General features: G+C 44.4%; 21 protein-coding genes. 2 read left to right on the plus strand and 19 right to left on the minus strand.

Annotated elements, in window-relative coordinates; genetic code table 11:
* Window positions 1-17 precede the first annotated feature (17 nt).
* A complete protein-coding gene (locus ACLTOQ_RS12790) occupies window positions 18-2,504 on the plus strand; it encodes an excinuclease ABC subunit UvrA (protein ID WP_337426912.1) in 2,487 nt (828 codons plus the stop codon).
* Here the strand turns inward: ACLTOQ_RS12790 and ACLTOQ_RS12795 are convergent.
* The 17 genes from ACLTOQ_RS12795 to ACLTOQ_RS12875 all read right to left on the minus strand — a co-directional run bounded on the left by ACLTOQ_RS12795 (window position 2,499) and on the right by ACLTOQ_RS12875 (window position 21,879).
* Entirely contained in the window at window positions 2,499-2,687 is a 189-nt protein-coding gene (locus tag ACLTOQ_RS12795) for a hypothetical protein (RefSeq protein WP_262586711.1), read from the minus strand. The genes ACLTOQ_RS12790 and ACLTOQ_RS12795 overlap by 6 nt on opposite strands.
* Window positions 2,688-3,020: 333 nt before the next feature.
* Window positions 3,021-3,341: a nucleotide pyrophosphohydrolase gene (locus ACLTOQ_RS12800; protein ID WP_262586709.1), complete on the minus strand. Its 321-nt coding sequence runs from the start codon at window positions 3,339-3,341 to the stop codon at window positions 3,021-3,023.
* Window positions 3,342-3,763: 422 nt separating this feature from the next.
* Window positions 3,764-4,180: an MmcQ/YjbR family DNA-binding protein gene (locus ACLTOQ_RS12805; protein ID WP_262586708.1), complete on the minus strand. Its 417-nt coding sequence runs from the start codon at window positions 4,178-4,180 to the stop codon at window positions 3,764-3,766.
* 384 nt (window positions 4,181-4,564) lie between these two features.
* A complete protein-coding gene (locus ACLTOQ_RS12810) occupies window positions 4,565-5,017 on the minus strand; it encodes a hypothetical protein (RefSeq protein WP_262586706.1) in 453 nt (150 codons plus the stop codon).
* A gap of 31 nt (window positions 5,018-5,048) precedes the next feature.
* Window positions 5,049-5,387, minus strand: a complete 339-nt coding sequence (locus tag ACLTOQ_RS12815; RefSeq protein ID WP_262586704.1) for a hypothetical protein — start codon at window positions 5,385-5,387, stop codon at window positions 5,049-5,051.
* A gap of 28 nt (window positions 5,388-5,415) precedes the next feature.
* Window positions 5,416-6,120, minus strand: a complete 705-nt coding sequence (locus ACLTOQ_RS12820; RefSeq protein WP_262586702.1) for a hypothetical protein — start codon at window positions 6,118-6,120, stop codon at window positions 5,416-5,418.
* Complete coding sequence (locus ACLTOQ_RS12825; protein ID WP_412319598.1) at window positions 6,113-7,573, minus strand: PglZ domain-containing protein; 1,461 nt, start codon at window positions 7,571-7,573, stop codon at window positions 6,113-6,115. Before ACLTOQ_RS12825 ends, ACLTOQ_RS12820 begins: the two co-directional genes overlap by 8 nt.
* Before the next feature lie 3 nt (window positions 7,574-7,576).
* The gene (locus ACLTOQ_RS12830) at window positions 7,577-10,264 is read right to left on the minus strand and encodes a DEAD/DEAH box helicase (protein ID WP_412319599.1); all 2,688 of its coding nucleotides are present in this window, start codon (window positions 10,262-10,264) and stop codon (window positions 7,577-7,579) included.
* Window positions 10,246-10,749, minus strand: coding sequence for a hypothetical protein (locus ACLTOQ_RS12835; RefSeq protein ID WP_262586697.1), 504 nt, complete (start codon window positions 10,747-10,749; stop codon window positions 10,246-10,248). Before ACLTOQ_RS12835 ends, ACLTOQ_RS12830 begins: the two co-directional genes overlap by 19 nt.
* Window positions 10,706-11,851, minus strand: coding sequence for a nucleotidyltransferase (locus tag ACLTOQ_RS12840; protein WP_262586695.1), 1,146 nt, complete (start codon window positions 11,849-11,851; stop codon window positions 10,706-10,708). Before ACLTOQ_RS12840 ends, ACLTOQ_RS12835 begins: the two co-directional genes overlap by 44 nt.
* Window positions 11,852-11,854: 3 nt before the next feature.
* Window positions 11,855-12,997, minus strand: a complete 1,143-nt coding sequence (locus ACLTOQ_RS12845; RefSeq protein WP_262586693.1) for an SAVED domain-containing protein — start codon at window positions 12,995-12,997, stop codon at window positions 11,855-11,857.
* A gap of 14 nt (window positions 12,998-13,011) precedes the next feature.
* Window positions 13,012-15,561, minus strand: coding sequence for a DNA methyltransferase (locus tag ACLTOQ_RS12850; protein ID WP_262586691.1), 2,550 nt, complete (start codon window positions 15,559-15,561; stop codon window positions 13,012-13,014).
* Between the two features lie 53 nt (window positions 15,562-15,614).
* Window positions 15,615-16,613, minus strand: a complete 999-nt coding sequence (locus ACLTOQ_RS12855) for a PDDEXK nuclease domain-containing protein (RefSeq protein ID WP_412319600.1) — start codon at window positions 16,611-16,613, stop codon at window positions 15,615-15,617.
* A 37-nt stretch (window positions 16,614-16,650) separates the two neighbouring features.
* Window positions 16,651-20,325 carry a DUF6079 family protein gene (locus tag ACLTOQ_RS12860; RefSeq protein WP_262586687.1) on the minus strand — a complete coding sequence of 1,225 codons (3,675 nt, stop codon included), beginning with the start codon at window positions 20,323-20,325 and terminating at the stop codon, window positions 16,651-16,653.
* A gap of 14 nt (window positions 20,326-20,339) precedes the next feature.
* Entirely contained in the window at window positions 20,340-20,762 is a 423-nt protein-coding gene (brxF, locus tag ACLTOQ_RS12865) for a BREX-3 system P-loop-containing protein BrxF (protein WP_262586685.1), read from the minus strand.
* A gap of 13 nt (window positions 20,763-20,775) precedes the next feature.
* Window positions 20,776-21,012 carry a helix-turn-helix domain-containing protein gene (locus ACLTOQ_RS12870; RefSeq protein ID WP_262586683.1) on the minus strand — a complete coding sequence of 79 codons (237 nt, stop codon included), beginning with the start codon at window positions 21,010-21,012 and terminating at the stop codon, window positions 20,776-20,778.
* Window positions 21,013-21,438: 426 nt separating this feature from the next.
* Window positions 21,439-21,879 carry an Rrf2 family transcriptional regulator gene (locus tag ACLTOQ_RS12875; RefSeq protein WP_262586681.1) on the minus strand — a complete coding sequence of 147 codons (441 nt, stop codon included), beginning with the start codon at window positions 21,877-21,879 and terminating at the stop codon, window positions 21,439-21,441.
* Window positions 21,880-22,007: 128 nt separating this feature from the next.
* On the opposite strand from ACLTOQ_RS12875, the gene ACLTOQ_RS12880 reads away from it, so the two are divergent.
* The gene (locus ACLTOQ_RS12880; protein WP_262586679.1) at window positions 22,008-22,763 is read left to right on the plus strand and encodes a 4Fe-4S binding protein; all 756 of its coding nucleotides are present in this window, start codon (window positions 22,008-22,010) and stop codon (window positions 22,761-22,763) included.
* Between the two features lie 70 nt (window positions 22,764-22,833).
* Here the strand turns inward: ACLTOQ_RS12880 and ACLTOQ_RS12885 are convergent, their stop codons facing one another.
* A complete protein-coding gene (locus tag ACLTOQ_RS12885) occupies window positions 22,834-24,135 on the minus strand; it encodes an RNA-binding domain-containing protein (RefSeq protein WP_262586677.1) in 1,302 nt (433 codons plus the stop codon).
* Between the two features lie 168 nt (window positions 24,136-24,303).
* Window positions 24,304-24,513 (minus strand): hypothetical protein, encoded by a 210-nt coding sequence (locus tag ACLTOQ_RS12890; protein ID WP_262586675.1) that lies wholly within the window; start codon window positions 24,511-24,513, stop codon window positions 24,304-24,306.
* Window positions 24,514-24,614: the final 101 nt, after the last annotated feature.

Raw genomic sequence — 24,614 nt, forward strand, 5'->3', positions numbered from 1 at the left:
AGAAATGAGAGGAAAACATGATCGATAAAATGCTGATCCGTGGAGCAAAGGTCCACAACCTGAAAAATATTGATGTGGATATTCCGCTTGGAAAAATCGTGGGAATTGCAGGCGTGTCCGGCTCCGGCAAATCATCCCTTGCATTGGGTGTGCTCTACGCTGAGGGCTCCCGGCGCTATCTCGAAGCCCTCTCCACCTATACGCGCCGCCGTATGACCCAGGCTTCCAGAGCCAGTGTGGATGAAGTCCTGTATGTTCCCGCTGCACTGGCACTGCATCAGCGCCCCGGTGTACCGGGTATCCGCAGTACCTTCGGCACAGGAACGGAGCTGCTCAACAGTCTGCGCCTGATGTATTCCCGTCTTGCCAGTCACCGCTGTCCTAATGGACATTTCCTTTCTCCGTCTCTGGCTGTCGCCGCAGGAAAAGAGCTTGTCTGTCCGGAATGCAGCGCACATTTCTATGCACCGTCTGCAGAAGAGCTGTCCTTTAATTCCCAGGGGGCCTGTCAGAGGTGCGGCGGCACCGGGATCGTCCGCACTGTGAATCCGGATACACTGGTGCCGGATGACTCGCTGACGATCAACGAAGGAGCTGTTGCCCCCTGGAACAGCCTGATGTGGTCCCTGATGACAGACATTTGCCGGGAAATGGGTGTGCGCACGGATGTGCCGTTTCGGGAGCTGACAAAACAGGAAAAGGAGATCGTATTCCACGGTCCTGCTGTGAAAAAGCACATTCTTTACCATCCGAAAAAATCTGACTCCAACGACTTTGCAGAACTGGATTTCACCTATTTTAATGCCATCTACACCGTAGAAAATGCCCTTGCCAAGGTCAAGGATGAAAAAGGCATGAAACGGGTAGAAAAGTTTCTCAAAGAAGATATTTGTCCGGATTGTCATGGCACACGCCTGTCTGCTGCTGCCCGTGCGCCGAAGCTGCAGGGTATTTCGCTGGACGAAGCCTGCGCTATGACACTCTCTGAGCTGGTCGTCTGGGTAAAAGGCGTCCCCCAAAGTCTGCCGGAAGAAATGCGTCCCATGGCCCAGAGTATCTGTGAAGCCTTTCAAGGCACCGCAAAGCGGCTGATGGACTTGGGACTCGGCTACCTGACCCTTGATCGATCCGCATCCACACTCTCCACCGGCGAGCGGCAGCGGATGCAGCTTGCTCGCGCCGTGCGTAACCGTACCACCGGCGTCCTCTATGTACTGGATGAGCCCTCCATCGGTCTGCACCCTTCTAATATTGTGGGGCTTACCGGTGTACTGCAGGATCTTGTTGCTGACGGAAACTCCGTCATTTTAGTCGATCACGATACGCAGATTTTGAAGGAATCCGACTGGCTCATAGAAATGGGTCCGGAGGCCGGCGCAAAAGGCGGTCACATTATTGCGCAGGGCAATATTTCCACCATCGCAGCAGATCCTGCTTCCCAGATCGGACCGTTTCTTTCCGGCACAGCGAACACCAGACTGCGCCCCTGCATCGAAAAGGAAATGCTCTTTACAAACGGCAGGATTCACCTGTCCACGGATCGGATCCATACCGTAAAGCCCCTGGAGGTCGATATTCCAAAAGGACGGCTCACAGTTGTCACCGGGGTATCGGGCTCCGGCAAGACCACTATGGTACTGGAGAGCCTGATCCCTGCACTGCAGGCAAAGATCAGCGGCAGTGCACTGCCTGCCCACATCCGCGCAGTCGATGCCGACGGCATTGCACACGTCAAGCTCATGGACGCCACGCCCATCGGCATCAACGTCCGCTCCACTGTGGCAACCTATGCAGGCATCCACGACGAGCTGCGCAAGCTTTATGCGAAGTCTCCGGATGCCAAAGCCCTCGGCTACAAGGCCGGTGATTTTTCCTACAACACCGGGACGCTCCGTTGCCCCGGCTGCGACGGAACCGGCGTTGTCAGTCTTGATGTACAGTTCCTGCCGGATGTGAACATTCCCTGCCCGGACTGCCGGGGCTCCCGCTACAGCAAGGCAGCTTACACAGTAAAGCTCACCAATAAAAGCGGCGCGCACATTTCCTTACCGGAGCTGATGGATATGGACGTAAACACCGCCATCGACTTTTGCAGGGATATAAAAAGCGTCAGCCAGAAGCTGGAAATTCTGAAGCAGCTCGGACTCGGCTACCTGACCCTTGGCGAAGAAACGCCCGGACTATCCGGAGGCGAAGCACAGCGGCTCAAGCTTGCCAGCGAGATTGGAAAGACCCAGGAGGATTCCGTATTCGTCTTCGACGAGCCCTCCATCGGTCTGCATCCGCTGGATGTGCAGGTTCTGCTGGGCGTCTTTCAGGCGCTTCTTCATCACGATGCGACCGTTGTCGTCATTGAACACGACCTGGATGTGATCAAAAATGCGGACTATGTGATCGACATGGGACCGGGCGGCGGCGAAGCGGGCGGACAGATCATAGCCAGCGGGACGCCGCAGGAAATCAAGGAAAACCCAAACAGTATTACCGGGAACTATATCTCATAAACCTCGTTCTCGAGGTGGCTTGTCTTTCTCAGCCGGCCAGGATTTTCTGAGTGCCGCGTAGGAAATCAGAAAATCCGCAGGCCGGCGGCTGCCTTCAATATCCACTTTTTTGTCTTGAATATCCACTTTTTCATTCTTAATATCCACTTTTGTATCCCCAATGTCCACTTTTTCTTCATTCAAAAGTCCACTTATATGGAGATTTCTCTATAATCTGCAACAGGTTTTCTAACTGTATCTGTTCCTTATTAAGCGGAACTTTACCGCCATTAGTGCCACTTTCGTTGCGATTAACGCCATTTCCGGCATTACTAACGCCATTTTTAACGCCACCAATGTCATTTTTGGCGTCGTTGGCGTTAATCGTGGCGTCGTTTGTCCTATTGGCAGCTTTCCTGGAGAAGTAATTTCCAATCGGTTGTCATACATGTTTTGGGGGGCAGGGACCGAATTACTGTATAACTTCTTATACCCTTCCAAAAGTTACTGACACATTTTTCTCTTTCACACAGTCCATTACAGCTGATTATACTTCGCTGCACTTCCCTTTGCTTTTTCCACGGGATACTTTGCCTCATTCTGTGCCATCTTCATATTGATGATTTCATCTGCATCCAGCCCCAACTTGTCCAACAGATTCTGGCAATAAACCATGACATCCGCCATTTCCTCTTTTACATGCTGTAAATCATATTCCTCATCATTCCATTGAAAACATTCCAGAAGTTCAGCTGCCTCAATCACAATTGATTTTGCAAGATTTGCCGGAGAATGGAACTGGTCCCAATCCCTATCCTCTGTAAATTTTCGAATTCGATCTATTGTTTCCTGCTTCATTTTCAAATCTCTCCTTATTTCATTTCAAACATATTTTCAATAAATCTCATTCCGTCCGAATTATCGCAATAAATAAAGCTGCCATTGCCATCAATTGTTCTGATTACATCAAACCTTACTGACTGTACGGTACAATGAATAAGATCACAATCTGGTCCCATAAGCGTTTCATCAATTGTGCAATTATTCTCCTTTAAAATAGACATGATTTCTTCAAATTCTTCATCATCCGGTCTATTCTCATAATTAATCTGACGGAATCTCTATTCATATGAAAAGCCTTCATGCCTATTCCCCTTTTATACTTATTCTGGCAGCATGGTTCCATTTTTTAGCATCTCTACAATAGCTGGATCATCCGACTTGATTTCACCTGTCACATACATAAGATACTTACAGATGCTGGTAAGAACATATTGGGGTCAGACCCATGATTCTCCTTTTGCGGAATCTCCCGGATTTTTTGCTGATGACTTTTTGCTGCGTTTTTTCGGTGCTGTCAGCTCATAGCTCAAAGAAAGCAGGTCTTTGATGGCATGATCCAACTCCGGTTTTCCTAGCTGAATACTAAGCCACTTCTCCTTGTTCATGTGATAGGCCGGAAAATAGCCATCCTGCCCGCGAAGAGAGCCAATTAACAGCGGATCACTTTTCACATTGAGGACATCAACGATGTCTGCTTCCGGCAATCCCAACTTATCAGTCGATACCTCCAGAACTACACCATACCATTTATTATTGTCGTTGTGCCGCAGCACAGCATTCCTGTCATGCCAGGGGTATTCCGGCTCCGTGCCGTACTGCTGGCGTACCCATGTAAATAATTCTTGTCGTGTCATTCCACATTGCAAGTGAAGTCAATCTATGTTGCACTTCCCACTGCATCCTCCATTTCCACAGAATTCGCAGCCATGTGTATGCCCGTGTCCATAATACCATCGCCCATAGCGATAACCATAGTGGGGAGGACAATGAGTACAATCTCCCGTGCATCTGCCTGTACTTTTAGGCTTAGGACTGCCAGCCAGAGCCATTCCCATCAGTATACTGCTGAACAGTCCCGGCTTCTTCGGTTGTTCCCCTTTAAGCGGAATTTCCTCGTCAGGCTCATCCGGATCAGCATAAGGAATGCCGCTACGCTTTGAAATCTTCCTGATCAGCGACTCGTCCACACCATAATCACACAACTCATTCAGCCCATTTTCTGTGAAAATCGCATCTGTCTAGTTGACCAGCTGATAGATGGATTCCTCATCTGGCAGATTAGGAAGCAGTGTCAGAACATCCTCCTCTGTAAAGTGCGTTGGTTTGGAAGTAATCTTATCAATCAACTCAAACACCGGTTCCGGATCAGGAAGACAGCTCAGCAGCGTATCCAGCTGTTCCCCCGTATAAGCATCCACAGCTGTCTGAATCAACTTTTCCAGTGCTTCTTCATCTTCGATTTGCCCGCTATCTGCAATCTCCGCAACTTCCGCGGCTCGAAACCGGACTCCCGCTGCTAATGCTCTGCGAAGAATGCTGGTCGCTGTGCGCGTATCCACATACTGAATGCAGTCACATATTTCCTCAGATGGACTTCCATCCGGTCCGAAGTCCTTGATAGAGGCCAGACGGCTATACTGAGTACTTTCCTGCCATCCGTCATATCGCTCATAATATTCAGCCCAGGTCACTTAGCCGCACCTCCTCCACACTGCATCGCCATCAAAAATCATCTAATGCGGCATCTATTTCTTCCAGCCGATCAATCCAGCCCAGGTCGGATTTCTTCTTGGTTGCTGGTCTTTTCTTATCACCGCCAACCACTTCAAACCGTTTCTCTTCTGTCCCGAACAAACCTTTTACCTGAATTCTGAAATCCGGCTTGTTGTTGGTCAGTCCCTGCATAAGCTGTACATTCTTGTATCTGGGTAGAAGAATTTGACAAATAGCCTGAATGTCTTGCTCCTTAACACAGGGAGTCGCCATAAACTTTTTCGTTATGTAAGGCTTTATATCTGTCAGAACCTGTGACATCGAGGCTTTCTTTCGATTATCAGCCATAAAAATCTCCTTTCCCGGATATTTCATTTCAAGTTAACGATATCGAAATCTCACCGCCAAATGTACTGATTGAAAATCTGTCATCTGAAACAATAGTTTCCTTTTCAACATGATATTCAAAGGGAAACAGATATACTGAATCATTCAATTCCTGAAAAGAGTAGTATCCACTGTCATCAATATTCATCACTGCATATGCCATAAATGCACTGACTTGTTCATTATTTACTGTCATCCTGTTGATGTGATACTTTCCCGGTTTTTCACAGCGTAGCACATCGAATTCCTTCAATGTTGAAATCAATTTATCAATCGAATGATATAAGGTTGTTCTTTCTCCCCACTCATCAAATAGCTTTTGCTTTAACTGGGCAAGTGTTATTTCATCCTGAAATTCCGACATTTTTCCAATCAGTTTGCACATATCAAGAAACACCGGATATGCCGCCAACATCATGCACCAGTTGATACTCACCGCATATTCCGGATACTTTTCTATCAGCTGTACTGCCTCGCTTTTTAAGCGGGAGCTGTACGGATTATCATAAACCCAGATGTTCATCAAAATCTCTCTGGTCTTACGAAGAACTGTTGGGCTTTCAATCTCATAGCTCAAATACTCATTGAGCTTATCTTTAATCTCCGATTCCGATGTTCCGTCCGCCACTAAGTCAACTGTATATTTCAGCCAAGGCAATTTCAGTTTTCTTGACAAACCAACCATTTTAGCCATGATAATCCTCCGTCCTCGCGATTATGAACGGAACCACCACTTCGTCAAGCGAAATCCCGCCATGCGTCATTACATTTTCACCTTTGATATCCAAAGAATCCCCCACATTGCAGATTAGATAGTCATAATCTTTGGGCAAATAATATTTCGGATATTCCAGAAGGCCATATCGTTCTATCAAACTGTCTTTATTAGCAAAATCCTTCAATACCACCATTTTGTGGCTTCTTGTTTCAACTTCAACGCCAGAGCCGGTCAATCGTCCCAGTCCTGTACAAGGCGTGTTTCCATGATCTGCTGTAATATAGACATCAAATCCATCCTGCAACAATCGTTTGGTCAGCTCAGCAAGCTTATTCTGTTTCATCAGCACCGTATCATCATTCAACATTCCAATGCGTCCCTGATATTGGGCATGAACCAATTCATCAATATCAAGAATGATGACAGCCCCACACTTTACAAACGCCGAAAAGCTTGCATCATACCCTCGTTCATAACCTATCTGATTGTCCTTATACCCATATTTTCTTGCGCATTCGTAAAATTCATTCTTCTCTTTACTCTGCTTCCACGGTTCAATCAGCTGACTGGGATATTTTCCACTCAGTAGGCATTGGCGAGAAATAGATGTCGTAGATGGAATCATGGCAAAGGCAGCACTTTGGCGATAACAAATTCCCGCAAACGATCTTTTCAATATCGTCCAGTCAAATTCTGACATACCATCCATTACGATAATGGCAGCCTTTTCACTATGGTCATGGATATAATCCATGACACTGCTTACCATGACCGGTGATTCCAGGTTGATTTCCGAAGACAACTTTCCAAAATTTTTCATCGCATAGGCGCAGAACGCCCGATTCAATTCCGAAGTATCAATGTCAACATTATGTTCTACTGCGGTTACATCAATCGTCGCTTTTTTCTCCGCAATCTCAAACCAAGCCCTGTAATCTTCAACACTTTTCGCTTGACTTAACGCACATTCATATAAATCTCTCAAATAGTACTCAACATTTTTCTGAGAATACATTTTGCGGCGAAAAAACATTTCCGTCTGTTTCCGTTCATGGTATTCCTCAAAATCAGTCTGATACGCCAGCGTAAGAAGTTCCAAATCCAGATTTTTGCTTTCTCGCAGAACTGCGCTATTCAACTTTGGAAATAATGACTCGAACGAAATTTCTTCCTCCCGGCATTTTTTCCGGATATCATACGGCACATAAACACCCGGCTGCACCAGAATAGCAAGTTTTCCCTCTCCATTTAGAAGGCTTGTATTATTAACTCGGAAGTTCAAATCATCAGTATACGCAACAGTCCTGAAGCCATGTGCCTGAAACACCGCGCTATAATGCACTTTTTCTTCCAGATGATCTGCATCAACGAGCATCATTTTTTTCGTATACTGTGCAGCTGTTTTTTCAAACACATAGTCTCCAAACATCTGTTACGCCTCCAATCTTGCCATCATGATTAACCTAAAATCCGGATATACCTGTGAGCCTTTCCTGTGCTGTGCTTCAATGTTGGCCTTTTCTTTTTGCAGCTTTTGCAGGCGGCTTCTGCGGATATTCTCAATCCCAATATGTTCCGCAGCCTCTTGTCTCAGCTCCAAAGCATACATATATTTCTTGAAACTCTCCTCATTCTGCTGCATCTGCTTCTCTTTTAATTCAACAAATGTGTCATAGGCAAAATCCATGCAACTTTTTTCAAGCTTAGAATAAATTTCCGCATCCACATTCGGCGCAGACGAAACCCTGAGCTTGCTGTTTTCATCGAGGAAAACATCCATAATACGCTTTCCTGCCATCGGTCGCAATAACATTGCGCTGTTGACAAATATCGGCAAAATCCGCTTTCCGCTCTCTTTTTCAGAGATAGACAGCTCCCAAAGCATAAAATAGCCTTCCTCATTGAGGAAGTTATCAATCTGGATGGACATAAGCGGTGCCGTCCGATCCTGCACCAACTCTGTCTTCAAATGCTGTGTGATTTCTTCATCTGCAATGCTGATACGGTCAATCAAACGCGGGTCATGCCCCTGCCAGCACTCATAATAGGTCAGCATTGTGCGGAGCGCACTGTCTACATCGAAATTCGACTCCGTTCCGACAAGTTTTGTCAAGTCTTTCTCTTCTCGGATTACATCTTTATATTTCTGCGCATTCGTAAGCTGCTGCTTCATCTCTGCCTCAACTGGGTACAGATTCTTCTCTACCTGTGAAGCATGACCAATGGAGCGCATATACACATCTGTGAAGTCGCATTCTGCCACTTCGCTGTCCAGAACATCAGAATACTTATCAACGCCCATCTCTTTCAGAATAACGGACAGCTTTTCTTCCAACACTTCGCGGACACGGTTCTCTACCGTTTCGCCAACAATGAAGTTGTAAATATGTACATCCCGCTGCTGACCAATACGATCAACACGACCACACCGCTGCTCGATCTTCATTGGGTTCCACGGAAGGTCATAGTTGATGATAATATTGGCAAACTGCAAGTTCAGACCTTCGCCACCAGCATCTGTCGAAATAAAAATACTGGTACTGGTCTTAAACTCCTGCATGGCAGCATTTCGCTCGTCAATGCTCATGCCGCCGTTTAGAATCGTTACCGTATAGTCTCTATTCACAAGCAGCTCCTGCAAATAAGTCTGCGTAGCAACAAATTCTGTGAAAATAATGACCTTCTGTGTACGATCCTCACTCAGAATAGCATCAATCTCATTCAACAGCGGCTCTACTTTTGCATCCTGATTCTGGAACTGTGCCTGTTTTGCAAGGGAGATGATCTGCTTCAGCTCTTCGATTTCCAACTCCATATCCAGAGAAATCGCTTCAAGGGCATCCTCAACACCATCCTCGATGTTCAGTTCGTCCAAATCCTCTTCCCTTAAATTACCAACGCAGGTGCGCTGCTCCAGAAGAACATTTAATCTGCGCTCCAGGCTCTGTCGAATGGCCGCCGTACTGCTCGTCACCATGCGCTGCATGATAATCAACAGGAAGATCAGGCACATATTTTTCTTGCGATTGCGCAGTGCTTTGTTATAGGTCTTTGCGACATAGGAGCTGACCATCTCATATAGTTCCCGCTGCAAATTGTTGCGGTCGTCCCATGAAATCGTCACAAGATGCATGATACGGTTCTTGAACAGCAGATTCCCGTTATTGTCAATGGCCTCGCGCTTTTCCGTGCGGATCAGGAATGGAGCAACCTGTTCTCGGACAATAGACTTGGCATTCGGGAAAGCATCCGCATCCAGCAAACGAATCAATCGCAAAAACGGCTCAGTTTTGCCATTATGCGGTGTTGCTGACAACAGCAGCAGATATGGGCTTGCCTGTGCCAACAGATTACCCAGCTTGTAGCGAGCCACTTCGCCGGAAGAACCAGCCACACGATGCGCCTCATCTATGATGATCAGATCCCATCCACTGTTGATGATGGAATAGATTCGTTCCTCGTTGTACTTTTCAACCTTTTCCTCACTCCAACCGGCGTGTTTTTCAATCGGCTTAATAGAATCCATCGGAGAAATCACCTGATCGAACTGACCATACACATCATCATTATCCGTCAGGCGACGAATCGTATCATAATCGGATGGCAAAATTACTTGAAATTTCTCATGGAACTTTTCCTGCATCTCGCTTGCCCACTGGGTCACCAGACCAGTCGGGCAAACAACGAGAATCCTACTGACAAGACCGCGGCTCTTCAATTCACGGATGATCATACCAGCTTCAATCGTCTTACCAAGACCGACTTCATCCGCCAGAATATAGCGAATGTTGTTGGTCTCCATTGCGCGATTCAACACATGGAGCTGGTGCGGCAAGGGAATAATCCCGCTGGCAAGAGAAGAAAGGAAACCACCGGCAGTTTCGTTTTTGATTTTAGAGAGCAGCGTAACATAGCGCAGATAATTTTCATCATACTGCATCGTATTGCCCGATGAGCTAAGCTGTTCCTCATTTGCCTTATACACCCGACCGGTTGCTGGGTTAAAGACCTTATAAGAAATATAGCCCCATGCTTCGATCTTCTCCAAAACCTGCACATTTGCTTTTTCTATTGTGTCAAAAACGAAATCGCCGACAGATATCATTTCTCTTTCTTCCATTCTTTAATTTGATTTCGGCCTGTAAACATTTCATCGTAGTGCCACTTTCCAGTCACAAGCCAGTATTCATAAGTACTCAGCCATGTACAGACCCATGGCACAAACGAATCTGCAACATACATTTGCTGATTCCATTCTTTATATTTGGGGTAATAAACACACAGTTGGTAATTTCCGCTATCATCCTTGCCGTACTTATGATGTGGATATTTTCCCTCATATTTTTGTAATGGTGGCGAAATCAGCCATGCCTTTGGTGCTCCATCACTCAGTTTATAAGTAATTTTGATTCTATACACTTGAGACTCGGAGGACGGCTGTATATCTAAAATACATACAAGCATGGAATTCTCAATATAGTTTGCTACCAGTAGCCTATTGTACAAATATTGCATCTGTATTTGCTGATTCACCAACGAAATAGGCTTAGGTTTCAAATATTTACGCGCCAAAGTGATGTGCTGGTGGAACTGAAACTGTGCCATTTTTTGATATATTCCCTGTCGATGTGTCTACTTTCAAGGTTCCCGCTGCAATAGCTGATCTCACCGTCTCTGCTTCACTGTTAAAAACAGCTTTTCCGGTCTCGCTGCCAAAGCATTCTTTTAGATGATTTCCCATTTCAATTTTGTTATATTGCAAAAGTCTTCCATCAACCAAGTCTTTTCTCGCAGTATCTAACCATTTAAAAAATGCAGTAGCACGTTCCGGATGTGTATTCCACTTGTCAGCAAAGTTTTCACCTTTATAACTTGGGTTTTCTATGTAAAATTGCTGACCTTTTCGGTTATCCATAATCCAAGAAGGAGCTTTAGAAAGGATATTGAAAAGAGCATCGTAAATATTATCCTCTTCTTCATACAGCCTTCCCGCTATTGTTGTGATTATAATTGATATGGGCTTATTACCGCTGTTGTCATCTGCAAACTTAATGTCTCTATGCCGTTTAAGAATCTGTACAACGCGTTGTAATGGCGTTTTTACTTTTCTACGCTTTACATCTTCAACCTCAGCTTGCGCAACAACTGTACGATGATCCTTGATATATTGCTCATATAATCTGTTGCGTTGCTTTGCACAAGCATCGAAAAACCATTTCACATAGCCTGCCGGATTGCTTCCCAAATAATCATAAGTATCATAGTCTTCATTATGATCAGTTATACGGATTACGCTCCCATAAGTATGAGCAGGAATAACATCCATATGAAAGTTTGGAACATCATCGTATTCAACATGCCAGCATCTCTTTTTTTCTTCAATTTCCCTACTCGTTTTTTTGTAACGGACAAGCAGTGGTTTAACCACATCAACCTTCAGTTCCTTGGCTGTCAACCCATACTGACTCTTAAATTGACAGACAATATCCAAATCGTAATCATCTGCATTTGTAATTGGACGAACCACAGTTCCGAGGGCAAACGAACCTTGCGGATAAATACTAATCTCATAATCAGGAGTCTCCTGATCTATCCATTTTCCAAGATCTTTATAAGTCTTTTCTGCTGCCTCAAACATTTCATCACTAATATCAATGTTCTGAGCTGTCGATTTAAGCAGACTATTATACGCTTCTTTGGTATACATCTTTTACCCTCCAATCGTTATAGTTTCTTCAAAACTGTTTTTCTGTGAAAGTTGATCATAGATTTTAACTGGCAAATCCACCTTGGGCATAATATCCATACCCGCACGAACTGCAAGCGATGCTGGCATAGCTGGAAATAAGCAGATTTCCTTTGCCTTAGGATTATCATTCTTTATTCTTTCCATTGCCAGCCGAAAAGTACGGACAAAACTATCTTGAATCTGAGGGTTCTTGACAAACACGCGATTTGGCTCCGGAATAGTCAGATGATAGATGGAACATCTTTCGCCCAATGTATTTTCAATTCTTTGATCAATAATTTCAGCACTCAAATCAATAACCAATGCCACCGCAGTTTCAGAATCAGCCTTTGACTGATGGATTTGAAAATCCACTGTTGACTGATCATCTGGCCATGCCCATTTATCTCCCTCACGATGGCACTGGAAGACACGAACATTTAATTGATCGCAAAGTAAACACCCCAATTTAAAAAGAAGTGGTTGCGGAGCAAGTGCAAACAATGCAACAACATCTTCCTTCTTTACAATGCTACCAAAATACTGCTTGACCTGGTTTTCCAGTTCAGATGCTTGCAATTGAAAAATGTCCTTTGACGGTATGTATTTTGTAACCGATCCATTATGCAATTCTATTGGGTCATCCTGTTTTGGATAAAAACCACATTTTACAGTGGCTCTCCTAAGTACAGATGCTGCATTAAACACATCTACATTATCTATATTTGAGAAGAATGTCACTACCTTACAAGAATCAGCATCTTGAATCTCCGTTAATCTCCGAATCCGGTCTTCATGAGCCTTCTTCTGTACAATCAAAAAATCCGACAGGTAGTTTTCAGGCTTAGTATCTATTAAATGGTGATGCTCGGCACAAAGAAGCATTAAATTGTCTATGTTATTTATTTCATCTTGCGTCATATCATCAGCATGTCTTGGTCCTGTTTTACCAACTGCGTGAATGTGGGCATTTTCAGAAAAATTAGCATCATCACCATAATGTGAATCCAAATACAGCAGTTTGTTGCAAATTTCGCATCTGCCTGCTGCCATTCCCCACAAGCGCAGTTTTACTGCTTCGCGAATTGGTGTTCTCTTGATTTTAGATGATTCATTCTTCCCCATAGGCAACGCTCCTTTTACACTCTTCCAAGGCTGATATCATAGTACATCAGCAGGTTGGAATCCTCCTGAATGGTCTGCTCCGGCAGACGCTCGGCGATATCAACGATGGCTTTATAGTTCTTTTCTTTCCAAAGGCGAGAGAAGCCCACACGGATGGCCTCCGAACGGAATAGCTTCAGCTTGCCCTTGCTGTTCATGTAGCTTTCAAATTCTTTCCACAAGTTCTTCTCACGCAACTTGACCAGATCGCCTTCCTTGGTCACATCTGGGATGTACCAGCGGCCATTCTCATCTTGCAGGAAGTTCTCTTCCAAAATGGTAGCAAGCTCCGGCATCTGCTCATACTTATCCACAGCTTTGACTTCCTGCATGAACTTCGGCTGAAGCTCTGCATAGGTCTGCGGACCACAGAACTGCGGATCCAGTTGCTGATACAGCCAAGAAATAGCAGACTTTTCGTTCGTCACAAATAGCGCAAATTGGATATTCTCCACTTCGGTTGTGATACGAGCGGTATCGTACTCATTGACCTGATCCGGCAAGAAGTACATATTATCGCGTTTTAGGAACTTTTCATCCAAACCGCGATAAAAGTCGGTAGCATCCAACGGCACAGGAATACCTCTCATAATATGGTATGCTACCATACGATCAAATAGTAAATAGGCTTGCCTTTCCGCAATCATTTGTATTTTGTTATTTTCGACGCTAACCACAGGCAAATTATCCAAATATTGGCCAACAAAGAACCAAGCTGTTTCTTCACTTCCTGCCTGTTCCGAGAACTTACGTTCAAATTCCTCTTTGGGTTTGTACGCCGAAATTGCCAAATCTTGTTTTACTGCTCCATTTGCCGTCTGCTGATTATAGCTGCCCTGCCCTTTGTCGAGGGTCTTTACATAAGAAACAACAAAACCTGCTTTCTGAATTGCTTCATTAATTGCCATCCATACCGTATTCTTGCTATTATGAAACTCTATTGTTATCCATCGATTTGGTTTGAGGCATCTGTAAAATTCTCTAAAGCACTTTTCAAAAAGGTCTTGGTAATCAGACAGTGCCTTTTTTTGTGCCCTACAAATTATTGCCTCTTTCTCATTGTTTGTGACGATTCTCAACCACGCATCCCAAATAAAACTCAATTCTGAATAAATCAAGTTATCGCCAAAAGGAGGATCAACGAAAATATAATCTATTGAATTGCTGGGAATCATGCGCAAATCCGTAGATGAGCCACATGATACGCAACAATTTTCATCCTTCTTTGTGAAAGAAAATACAGGTTCTATATCCTTTATTTTCCCCCTCACAAGTGTAAAAATATTTCTTTCTGCCAGTATACTTGGAATATACAATGCATTTGGCATAGCGCCCGCTAAATTGATTTTTCCTTTTTTCATACCGACATTGTGCAATTTTGATGCCGTTTTCATTAGGACTGCTGTTATACAGAACATTATCTGGTTTTTGTACCTACTTCTTTGTGCCATATCCCATATCAAAGCAAGTGCGCAGAGATTTCTTTCTGTATAGAAAAGATTGACCTTATTAAATCCTGCTTTTATTGGGTCAGCAGTTTTTTCCCCATATGGAACCTCCTCTGTCGGATACCATTTATCCGTATCCATTTCCTTAATTTTCTCTATGAGTGCGATATCTTCAGCATCTGGTACTTTATCGTAACGTTTGCCACCATAAGAGTAATTAATCAGCACTGGAACTTGCTTAGAGATTTCTATGGTCTTTCCGCTTTTCTTGTCAATGAGTATATCTTTAGCCCTTGCGCATTGTGATTTTTTAATGATAGAGCCACACGAATCGCATCGAAGCTCCTTTTTCATATTTCCATCACTGTCAATGGCAATATTCCAGAAAACAATTTCCTTCCCACAATGAGGACAATAAAAAACGTCAGACCAAAGAGTATAATTTATTACAGCCTTTTCTCCCAAGAGATTTTCCTGTATAGGATGAGTAGAATACATCCATCCTAATTCACGTTCAGCCGCATCTACGATACGATGAGCCTCTTCAGAAAAATCATATCCATCGACCGCAGCATTATAATTTGAAGCAATAAAAGTAGCGGACGGCGAAAGATCATTCAGAATAGCTTTCCGTGCGCCCCAGGAAACACTGGGATTCAACTGTTCAATTTTGTATCTAAAATCATTATCTGGACAACCACACATTTGTGCAGCAACACCGGTCATTCCGGTACCACAAAAGCCATCCAAAACCAAATCACCGGGCTTTGTATAATGCAAAATATACTGCATAATAGCTTTGTGCGGTACTTTAGTGTGATATGTGTGTGCCATGTAGATTGGATCTGTTTTACCTTCACTCACATCCGCTGCAAACGGTTCTCTGTGATAATCGTCTGTTGCCTCATCATACGGAATGCCATACTCCTTGATAAAATCCTCGATGAAAGGATTCGGGCAGGCAGTATAAAACGGCGCATCCGAAAGCGCAATGATATCCTCATCTGTACCAATTGGAAAGCCTTCAATGTTGCGCACTTTATCTATATCTTCTTTGGTCAGCTTTCTGCGTTCCATAGCTGTTTCCTCACTTTCGTTTTCTAAATTGTGCAAGCGGCACTTGCACAATTTCATTTAATCCGTTTCTGGATATCCTCAACGGACGGCAGCTGCTTTTCCAGATCATCTGGCAGGCTACTGGTAACTTTGTATTCGCTCACTCCAATCGGCTTGGAAATGTCCTTGAGGGAGTATTCTGCTACCACGTTGTTCTTGCTCTTGCAAAGGAGCAGGCCAATGGATGGGTTATCTTGCTCTTTCTTTAAGATACCATCCACCGCTGACAGGTAGAAGTTCAGCTGTCCGGCATATTCCGGCTTGAATTCTCCGGTTTTCAGTTCGATAACCACATAGCAGCGCAGGTTCAGGTTATAGAACAGCAAGTCGATATAGAAATCATCGCCGCCAACATTCAGGTGGTACTGATTTCCCAAGAACGCAAAGCCTGTTCCAAGTTCCAGAAGCAGCTTGGTCACATCCCGCACTAATGCCTGCTCAATGTCCCGCTCCAGCATATCTTCCCGGAACGGAATGAAATCAAAGACATACGGGTCTTTCATAGTCTGCACTGCAAGCTCGCTCTGCGGAGATGGCAGACGGCGTTCAAAATTCGTGACCTTATCCACCAGAACTTGCCGCTGATATAAGCCACTTTCGATCTGATGAACAAGAACATTACGGGACCAGCCATTTTGTGCCGTTGCATTTGCATACCAGATATGTTCTTCCGCAGTTTTAACCTTATCCATCAAAGCAATATTGTGATACCAAGTAATTTGTGCAAGCACCTCTTGCACAATTTCTCTGTCAGCAAAGCGGGCTGCAAATTTCGCCATGTACTTCATATTTCGGACAGAATACCCTTTTCTCTCCGGGAAAGTCACCTGAATATCATAGGAGAGATTTTCAATGAATTTATTTCCCCATGTTTTGTATTCGTTAATAACCGTTCCAATGTCATAATAAAGGAGTAGCAAATCCGAATTCGCATGAATCGTTGCACGGTATTGTGCAGCCTTGATCTCACTTTTGATATTTTCGATGATGGAGAGATACTCCGGTGTATTCATCAGCACACGCTTCGCCTCGCTTTCTCACAATTTTATCTTACTTAACAATAATACGGAGTTTACCTTCGTCTTTGCCCTTGGTATAGCCAGCAATCAGCTCATTCAGCTTCTGTTTGAAAGTAGATTCATCCATCGGCGGCAGCTTCGTCAGCTTATCCATCAAATCTTTTGCATCCACTACCACAGGTTCAAAGCCCTTCAGCAATGCCTGAATCGCCTTGATGAAGAAATCGTCAACACGCTTCGGCAAAGTACCGGATGCAATAAAATCATCAATGGCTTTCTGCTGTTCTGCACTCAGGTACTCTTTTTGGCTTGCCACAATCGGGTCAGAAATCGTATTCAACAGAGTCTGCGTCCACTCCGTCACCAGATCATCAATCCGAATATCCAGATTATCCAGCTGGCCCGCTACATTCGGCACTTGATCACCAAGGTTATAATGGCAATGCGGGCAGATATGAGTTGTTTTCAGCTCAGTCGGTGTCAGCTCATAGCAGATTTTCAAGTTAGCCATGTCCTGCTCGATCTTTGTCAGTTTGGCTGCCGAAAGGATTTCAACGCCACGCAACTTACGCAGATTTGCCAGTACGGAACTCTCCTGTAATTTACCGCGTCGTTTTGCATCGTCAATGTCCAGGCGTTTTTTCTTGTGTTCTTCAAAATAAATGCCGATATACTCTTCTTTAACCTTTTCAAGAGCAGCATTTACCTTCTGCGCGGCTGCATCTCCGGATGTACCGGTCAGAATGCTATCGCGTGCAGAACGGAATTCGTCTTTTGCAGCTTCCAGTTTTTGTTTGAAGTTTGCGCCAAGGTCGATGAACTCAATGTTACTCAGATAGGAAACATTGTTTGCGCAATCCGTTTTGAAAGTCACATATTCCGCAATCGCCTTGATCAGTGTAATCTGCTCCGTCAGCTTATCAATTTCCTCAAAGGTCAGCGTGAAGTTGTTCAGCTTCGCCGGAGTATTGAACCGTGCAGAATAATTGCTGAATTCATCCTTAACTGCTGCACAGGCTTTCTGCATAGCGATCAAATGCTGCGCATCCACAAGCGGTTCATTCCAAAGCTCAAATCCATTGTTCAGCTTCTGGTTCGCAAGAACAGCAGAGTTGCTCGTTTCCTGCGCTTTTTTCAGCAGTTGTTTTACTCCCTCATCACGGTCATTCGGGTTGTCCAGCAGAACCGGATTGATTTCCAGCACATCAAAAAGCTTTTTCAGCTCTGCCATTGCCATCTGCGCAGGCCGTGCCAGATATTTGAACTCATACAAGTCCAGAACACCAATGCGAGGTACAGTATCCAGATTCGATGCACTCAGAACAGTGCCATTGTGCAGAGTCATCGTTGCATAGCCCGCATACACCATGGACAGGAAGATGATCGGTGTAAAAAGATAGTTGATCTTGAAATGCTTATCTTCGTACTGATCATCGTATTTGACATCAAAGATATCCGAATAATTGATAACGCCCTGCGGCGGCAGCTGTTTCAGCTGGTCAATGTAGTAAGCTGCATACTTGGAACCTTCCGGTCGAATCTTATCGCCATCCAGAACGCCAAAGCTCTGGAGCATCAAGGTTGCCGTCTGCGTTTTACGACCAGCAAAATAATCAAATGCCTGCCGTACATTTTCTGCCATGTTTTTCCGAGTTACCTTTGTTTTCATCATAGGACAATCCGGATATTTGCCGCAGAAATATTCATCCAGACACAGGGAAGCCGCCAAATCAACGGTGTCCTTAAAGTCCATATCTCGGTTATAACGTCCACGGAGCACTTCGATCATCTGCCGCTTCTGCCCCTTATACTGGATATCAAAGCAGGTGTTCTTATTTTCACTCAGATACTTAATCAGCTTTTTGCGGATCATCGCCGCTTTGCTCAGATAGGCATCCTTATCTTTGCCTTCACTGATCTGTGCCTGTGCATTGGCAGCAGAGAAGAAACCCAGAATCTCCTTGAACTCCGCAGTAGATTTGAAGAAGAAATAAACTTCATCCTCCAAATTTTTCACAGCAATGCTGCCGCTGCTGTATGGCGGCATAATATGGATATAGAAATCCCGTTCCGGCTGCGCAGTGCTACGCTCTCCCGGCAGACCGAGGAACAAATAGCCTTCACGGAAAATGTTATGGCTATCCCAGTTTAGGTCACGCTGATAAATCTCAAATCCAGGAACATACTGCTTTGCATCCCAATCGAGGCAGCTGTAAATCAGCTGATAGAAATAGCGATTCAGTTCTCCATCTGCCATGATGGAAGCCTTTTGCTTGATCTTCTCATCATAGTCAACGACCTTATCCACATCAATGTAATACTGGTTATTGGCATCGTTGTAGATAATGAACTGACCGGATACCGTGGTCATGATATCTTTCAGCGTAGTTTTAATCAGAGCCAACAGGAAGTCTGCATCCTGCTCCGGCATCGGCAAGAACAGGCAAAGGTCATCTTTCAGGTTCTCTGCCGTCAGTCCGAAATGTACATCCAAGCCATTCGTAGTCAGACGATGGACACTCAGTGCATAGATAATTTTAATTGCCAGCGGCTTATATGCGGGCTTAGGGAACGCACGGTTGATGATATCCTCCAGCTGTCCACTGGCAGTAACAACGCGGTTGATGGTCACATCACTCTTGAGTAATCCATTGGATTTGATTGCAGGCCAATAATTATCAAAAGAGATGATGCCCGGCTCATTCTCTGGCACATCGCGGTTAAAAATGTCGCGAATTGTCATAGAGATATTTTTCAGGATATGCCGGTTCTCAATCAGGTAAATCTTATTGAACACATCAATATAGGACGGATGAATTGGGAATAAATCTACAAACTCGTCCATCCGGGAAGACATACCGGTATAAAGCATTGAGAATTTCTCCAAATGCTTGCGAATCAAAGCTTTCTGCTCAGGCGTTTTCTTCAAGATACGCTCAGACACAACATAAGATGTTGCCTCTTTTGTGATGACAATCTGCGTAAAACGATCAGACACATGTTTCAGTGTGTCCGACACAAAGCTGAATCGCGGATTATCAAAAATCTTCTCCTGCACACCAAAAATCACACGCAGTTTGCTCTTGGAGCACATCTCGCCAAGTGCGCGGAAAAACTCAAGGTCGAGGACAATTTGCCGCTCGTCACGGGAAGTCAGATAGCTCAGGAACTCATCCACAACAATCAGATATCCCTTGTCTGGATACATTGCAGAGAAGGCCATCATCATATCACGAATCAGCTTTTTATTATCGCGGACTGTATCAAAATCTGGCACTTCAAAATCAATTCCTCGTGCTGCAAAATCGTCTTCAATGAAGCCAAACAGAATTTCACGCAGCGACATCGTTACGCCGCCGATTTCAATGCGAAGTACTTCAAACTTGCCTGCGATGCACTCCATCTCTTTTGCAAAGTTTTTATTCTGGAGATACTGAAGGTTATCCGTATCCTTGGCAATAGAAGAAATCACGCTCATCAAGTGTGATTTACCAGTACCATAGTTACCAACAACAAGAACACCCTTGTTATCAACCACTTCATCCATCTGAAGCTGATCCAATACCGGGCTTTTCAGATTTGCCGCCATGGTATCAGACATAACATAAGATTTCACATACTCTTTCGCCCGGTTCGCATCATCTGCTGTAGTAAGCTGAATGACATCCTCAATCGGGTTGAAGCTGATCAAGTCTGAGTACTTCACTTTTTTATCCTCCCTTAAACGACACAGGTTATGTCGTATTGTTCTACATCGTATTCTTTATAGTCCGCATATCCATCTTCCGCATAAACCAATTTTCCATCTGCCATAGTTCCCGGCCATAAAACAGAAAACGATTTGCTTCGATTCGCAACTGTAAGAAGTTGCAGTACATCTATCTTGTATGCTGGATTGAACAGCACGTCAAAGTCTCGGATACAACTGTTCTCCGGAATATTTGTAAGAACTTCCTGAAAGCATCTTTCAAGCCTCATGGTTCTTCGTTCCGGTTTAATTTTTATGAGCAGAGTCGCCATTTTCTCATTTAATGAAACCTGCTGTAAACTTTCGCAGTATTTTTCATCACAGTAGACAACTGGTCTCATCAGTCCTGTTTGATTTTCGGATTGGAGCAGCCGATACTGTATTATCCTTCCCATTCGGCCACCATCCTTATTCTACATTATCAGCTATCCCATTATCTGGACTCTCTGGGATGAAATCCAACACATCGTCAGCCGTACATCCTAATGCAAGACAGATTTTTTCTACCATTTCAATAGAAACAGGTTCTCCGCGCCCCATTTTCCCAATGGTACTTGCGCTGACTCCAGCAAGCTCGCACAGCTCTTTCTTCTTCATTTTCTTGTCTATCAACAGCTTAAACAACTTGTTATATGATACTGCCATCGCCTCTGCCTCCTGCTTAAAAACAACCTGTCCATGGGTATAATTTCTCTATTTTCAAGTATAGCGCTTATCGTCTTCTAAGTAAACAGAAAATCGTGCGTTCAAAACGCTTTTCACTCTTCTGCAAGCATGTCTTTCGTGTCACAACAAGTTTGACCCGATTGAGTATTGTGTCCATAAAAACGGACTTCATATAAATATCATGTGAGCATATGTCAAAAGTATACAAAACCTAAAATATATTCTATCACAATTTCATGGATTCTTCCATAAAAAATAAACCGACAAGGCATTACCCCACCGGTCTATCAGCTCATCCTTATTCCATTTATTTCTCCACCAGCATCTTCATCGCTTCCGAAGTTTGCCCGAGGTCTGACCCCGGGCTTGGACTGCCGCTCCCCATCCCGGCTTCAAAGAAATATTTCATTGATTTGTCTGCTGTTTATTGTGATAATCGGCAAGAATCTTATCCAGTGTAATGGATTTCATGCTGGCAATCACATCTTTTTTCAACTCTTCGTAGGTATCATCCAGCACTGACTGAATCTTCCTGCCCACAGGGCAAAACGGTGATGGTGACGAATGAATACCGATCATTTTGTCAATGGCATCCGGTTCCACTGCTGTACAAATCCGATAAAGTGTTATATCTTCGGGTTCTGCTGCAAGAGTCGCACCGCCAGTACCGGACTTCACATACAGAACACCGCTTTTTTTCAGCGCACTGAGAATACCCCTGATTGTCACCGGATTGCAGCCGGTAGAAAACGACAGCAATTCGCTCGTCACTTTATTCTCTGCTCCATATTCATGGATAAAGATCAAACAGTGAATCGCAATCGAACATTTGTTACTGACATGCATAATCTTTGCCCTCCCGCTTTCATTTTAGCATAGTCCTCTCCTGCTGTAAATATTGACACGACACCTCACAATTGCTATACTGATATCAAAGCTGTAACTCTATTTTTTACATCGAAGGAGTGTTTATAATGAAATGCTATCAGATTCTTTTCAGTCCCACTGGCGGAACCGAAAGAGTTGCCACTGCTATTACCCAGAACTGGCCGGAAGTCCAGACGATTGATCTTTCATCTACCTCCACAGATTTTGCATCGTTCTTCATTGAATCCGATTCACTGGTGCTTGTCGCCATGCCGTCTTTTGGTGGAGTAGCCCCGCAGTTGGCACTTGATCGCTTTGCTCAGATCAATGGAAATCGTGCGAAGTGCGTTCTTGTGGCAGTATACGGGAATCGCGTCTATGAGAGTACGCTTGTTCAAATGGAGGATACTGCAAATGCCGCTGGCTTTCAGGTGATTGCCGCCATTTCTGCCGTTGCAGAACATTCAATTATTCGCGAATATGCCGCAGGTCGTCCCAATGCAGAAGACTGCAAACAACTCTCTGCATTCGGTACCAAAATTTTTGAAAAAGCACTATCCGGCTCCCTGGCAGTTCCCGCCATTCCTGGCAAGCGTCCTTACAAAAAATCCAGCAGCGGATTTGTTCCCTCTACTGATTCTCATTGCACAAATTGCGGTCTGTGCGCGGAGAAATGTCCTGCTCAGGCGATTTCCAAGGATAATGGCAAGGTCACCGATAAATCCAAGTGCATTTCCTGTATGAGATGTGTCTCAATCTGCCCTGTTCATGCACGCAGCCTTAACAAGGTAACGGTTTCTGTTGTGGCATCAGCTATCAAGAAAGCCTGTTCCGTTCAGAAATCAAATGAACTTTTTCTATAAGAGGACAAACCTTTGGATGGGTTTTGACCGGGGTCAGCCCCCTGGGTTTTAAGCCAGTTGTTGCAAACGATTAACCTTTTCTGTATTTTGTTTTTCTGCCGCTTCCGTCCTGATAGATCAAGCCGTCTGTAACCATGCGTTTTAGAATACGGCTGGCCGTTGTTTGGCTGACATCCAACAGTTGATCCACATCGCTACGCACTACATAGCCGTTTTGGCCAATCAAGTCCAGAATCTTTTCTTCATTGGATTTACGTTCATTAGGCACGCTATCAGTTGCCTTAACGGCATTTCTATTGGGGAGTGTAATTTTGAAAGCGTTGTTTGTCACTTCAATTTTAGGTTCTACCCCTGTGCCTGCGTATGCTTTCATGATTTTGGGCATACCGGTTCCGTAAGCTTCAATCAGCTGTAAGCGATAGAAGATAGCTGCTAATTTCGGATTTCTGCAAACGGAAAGTCCTAGCATAATGTCATCCAAAGTGATTCCGGCAGGCAGACCGCCCACGGATACAAATTCGATTCGATCATCATAGATACTGACAAGGGTGCTGGCACTAAAAGAATAATCTCTATGCACCAGAGAATTCATCAATGTTTCTCTCAGCGCGTCCTCTGGATAATCTTTGGTATCAGTTCGGTATAGTCCCTCAAATGTGGCCTTGGTTTGATTGTGCAGATCGAGATAGGCATACAAATCCTCCATCTGCTGAAACAACGAACCGGTAAACTCACGTCTATCTTGGAATACGCTCTGATCAACACCGGCAAAGGTTGCAGCCTTGATGGTACTCGGACATTGTTCGGACAGAAGCAACGCTACATTGGAGTAAATGTCGTCCGAGGAAACCATTCCCAAAGTCTGCATCTTAGCAGCATCATAGGGAACCTTCCTCTTGGCAAACTGTGCTTCAGCTGCCTGAAATGACAAATTCTGCTGCAAAGAGCGCATGGTTTCAAAACTGTCGCCATCGGTTTCTTTAATCATTTTTCGAATGGCGGTATCAGAGGCAGGATCTGTAGATGTACCATTGCGGACATACACACCGCTGGGCTTTAATCCCTTACTGCCCAGATAATAGGGACGGTCTGTACCCTCCTGGACGGTCACGGCGATAATTTGTTTATCATTTATCACCTGTGTCTCGTAGTGGACAAACATCGTAATATCAGGTTTGATGGAATCCCGAACCATATTATTTATTTGCAAGGTAACACGGTCGGCACTATCCACACCAATCACCGTACCATTGTCCTCAACACCAATGTAAAGAGTGCCGCCTCTTGTGTTAGCAAAGGCAATCACCTCTTTGCAAAGGTCTGCAACAACCGAAGACTTGAGTTCGATAGTTTCGCTCTCAATAAATGTCATAAGGCACCTCCTGTAGTTTTCCTAATCACCATTATAATCATTGTAGTCATTATAGTCATTTTTGTCAATTTATATTCATGTGGTGATTAGAAAACCTTGACACTTCTCACAGGTGAAAGTTTGCCCGGGGTCTGACCCCGACCTTCTATTATTCCATCCTCCGTCCTATCAAAGCGGCATCGGTGTCCGGGCGATCAGAATGATCGCCAGAATCGCGCCCACAAATGCCGCAGCCCCTATGACTGCCAACACCTTTTTGTTGAACTTCTTCTTCGCTGCCTTGCAGATCAGCGTGGCGCAAGCCACACAAACAGCCGCGGCCACAAGTGCAATGCCCAGCGTTTCCCATAACCAGGATAGTTCATATAAGATTTTCATGTGATCATCATCTCCTGTTCGTTAAACTTGAAGTTTCTTTATAACTGCCTTTGCAGATACACCATATCCACCAACTGTACTCCATCCTCATATATTGGATG

Source organism: Gallintestinimicrobium sp. (assembly GCF_046968865.1).
GTDB classification, from domain to species: Bacteria; Bacillota; Clostridia; order Lachnospirales; family Lachnospiraceae; genus Gallintestinimicrobium; species Gallintestinimicrobium propionicum.

Bases quoted from the DNA above. Each gene is read 5' to 3' on its own strand.
- ACLTOQ_RS12790 (WP_337426912.1), top strand. From the start codon at position 18: ATGATCGATAAAATGCTGATCCGTGGAGCAAAGGTCCACAACCTGAAA.
- ACLTOQ_RS12800 (WP_262586709.1), bottom strand. From the start codon at position 3,341: ATGAAGCAGGAAACAATAGATCGAATTCGAAAATTTACAGAGGATAGG.
- ACLTOQ_RS12805 (WP_262586708.1), bottom strand. From the start codon at position 4,180: ATGACACGACAAGAATTATTTACATGGGTACGCCAGCAGTACGGCACG.
- ACLTOQ_RS12815 (WP_262586704.1), bottom strand. From the start codon at position 5,387: ATGGCTGATAATCGAAAGAAAGCCTCGATGTCACAGGTTCTGACAGAT.
- ACLTOQ_RS12820 (WP_262586702.1), bottom strand. From the start codon at position 6,120: ATGGCTAAAATGGTTGGTTTGTCAAGAAAACTGAAATTGCCTTGGCTG.
- ACLTOQ_RS12825 (WP_412319598.1), bottom strand. From the start codon at position 7,573: ATGTTTGGAGACTATGTGTTTGAAAAAACAGCTGCACAGTATACGAAA.
- ACLTOQ_RS12830 (WP_412319599.1), bottom strand. From the start codon at position 10,264: ATGGAAGAAAGAGAAATGATATCTGTCGGCGATTTCGTTTTTGACACA.
- ACLTOQ_RS12835 (WP_262586697.1), bottom strand. From the start codon at position 10,749: ATGGCACAGTTTCAGTTCCACCAGCACATCACTTTGGCGCGTAAATAT.
- ACLTOQ_RS12840 (WP_262586695.1), bottom strand. From the start codon at position 11,851: ATGTATACCAAAGAAGCGTATAATAGTCTGCTTAAATCGACAGCTCAG.
- ACLTOQ_RS12845 (WP_262586693.1), bottom strand. From the start codon at position 12,997: ATGGGGAAGAATGAATCATCTAAAATCAAGAGAACACCAATTCGCGAA.
- ACLTOQ_RS12850 (WP_262586691.1), bottom strand. From the start codon at position 15,561: ATGGAACGCAGAAAGCTGACCAAAGAAGATATAGATAAAGTGCGCAAC.
- ACLTOQ_RS12855 (WP_412319600.1), bottom strand. From the start codon at position 16,613: ATGAATACACCGGAGTATCTCTCCATCATCGAAAATATCAAAAGTGAG.
- brxF (WP_262586685.1), bottom strand. From the start codon at position 20,762: ATGGGAAGGATAATACAGTATCGGCTGCTCCAATCCGAAAATCAAACA.
- ACLTOQ_RS12870 (WP_262586683.1), bottom strand. From the start codon at position 21,012: ATGGCAGTATCATATAACAAGTTGTTTAAGCTGTTGATAGACAAGAAA.
- ACLTOQ_RS12875 (WP_262586681.1), bottom strand. From the start codon at position 21,879: ATGCATGTCAGTAACAAATGTTCGATTGCGATTCACTGTTTGATCTTT.
- ACLTOQ_RS12880 (WP_262586679.1), top strand. From the start codon at position 22,008: ATGAAATGCTATCAGATTCTTTTCAGTCCCACTGGCGGAACCGAAAGA.
- ACLTOQ_RS12885 (WP_262586677.1), bottom strand. From the start codon at position 24,135: ATGACATTTATTGAGAGCGAAACTATCGAACTCAAGTCTTCGGTTGTT.
- ACLTOQ_RS12890 (WP_262586675.1), bottom strand. From the start codon at position 24,513: ATGAAAATCTTATATGAACTATCCTGGTTATGGGAAACGCTGGGCATT.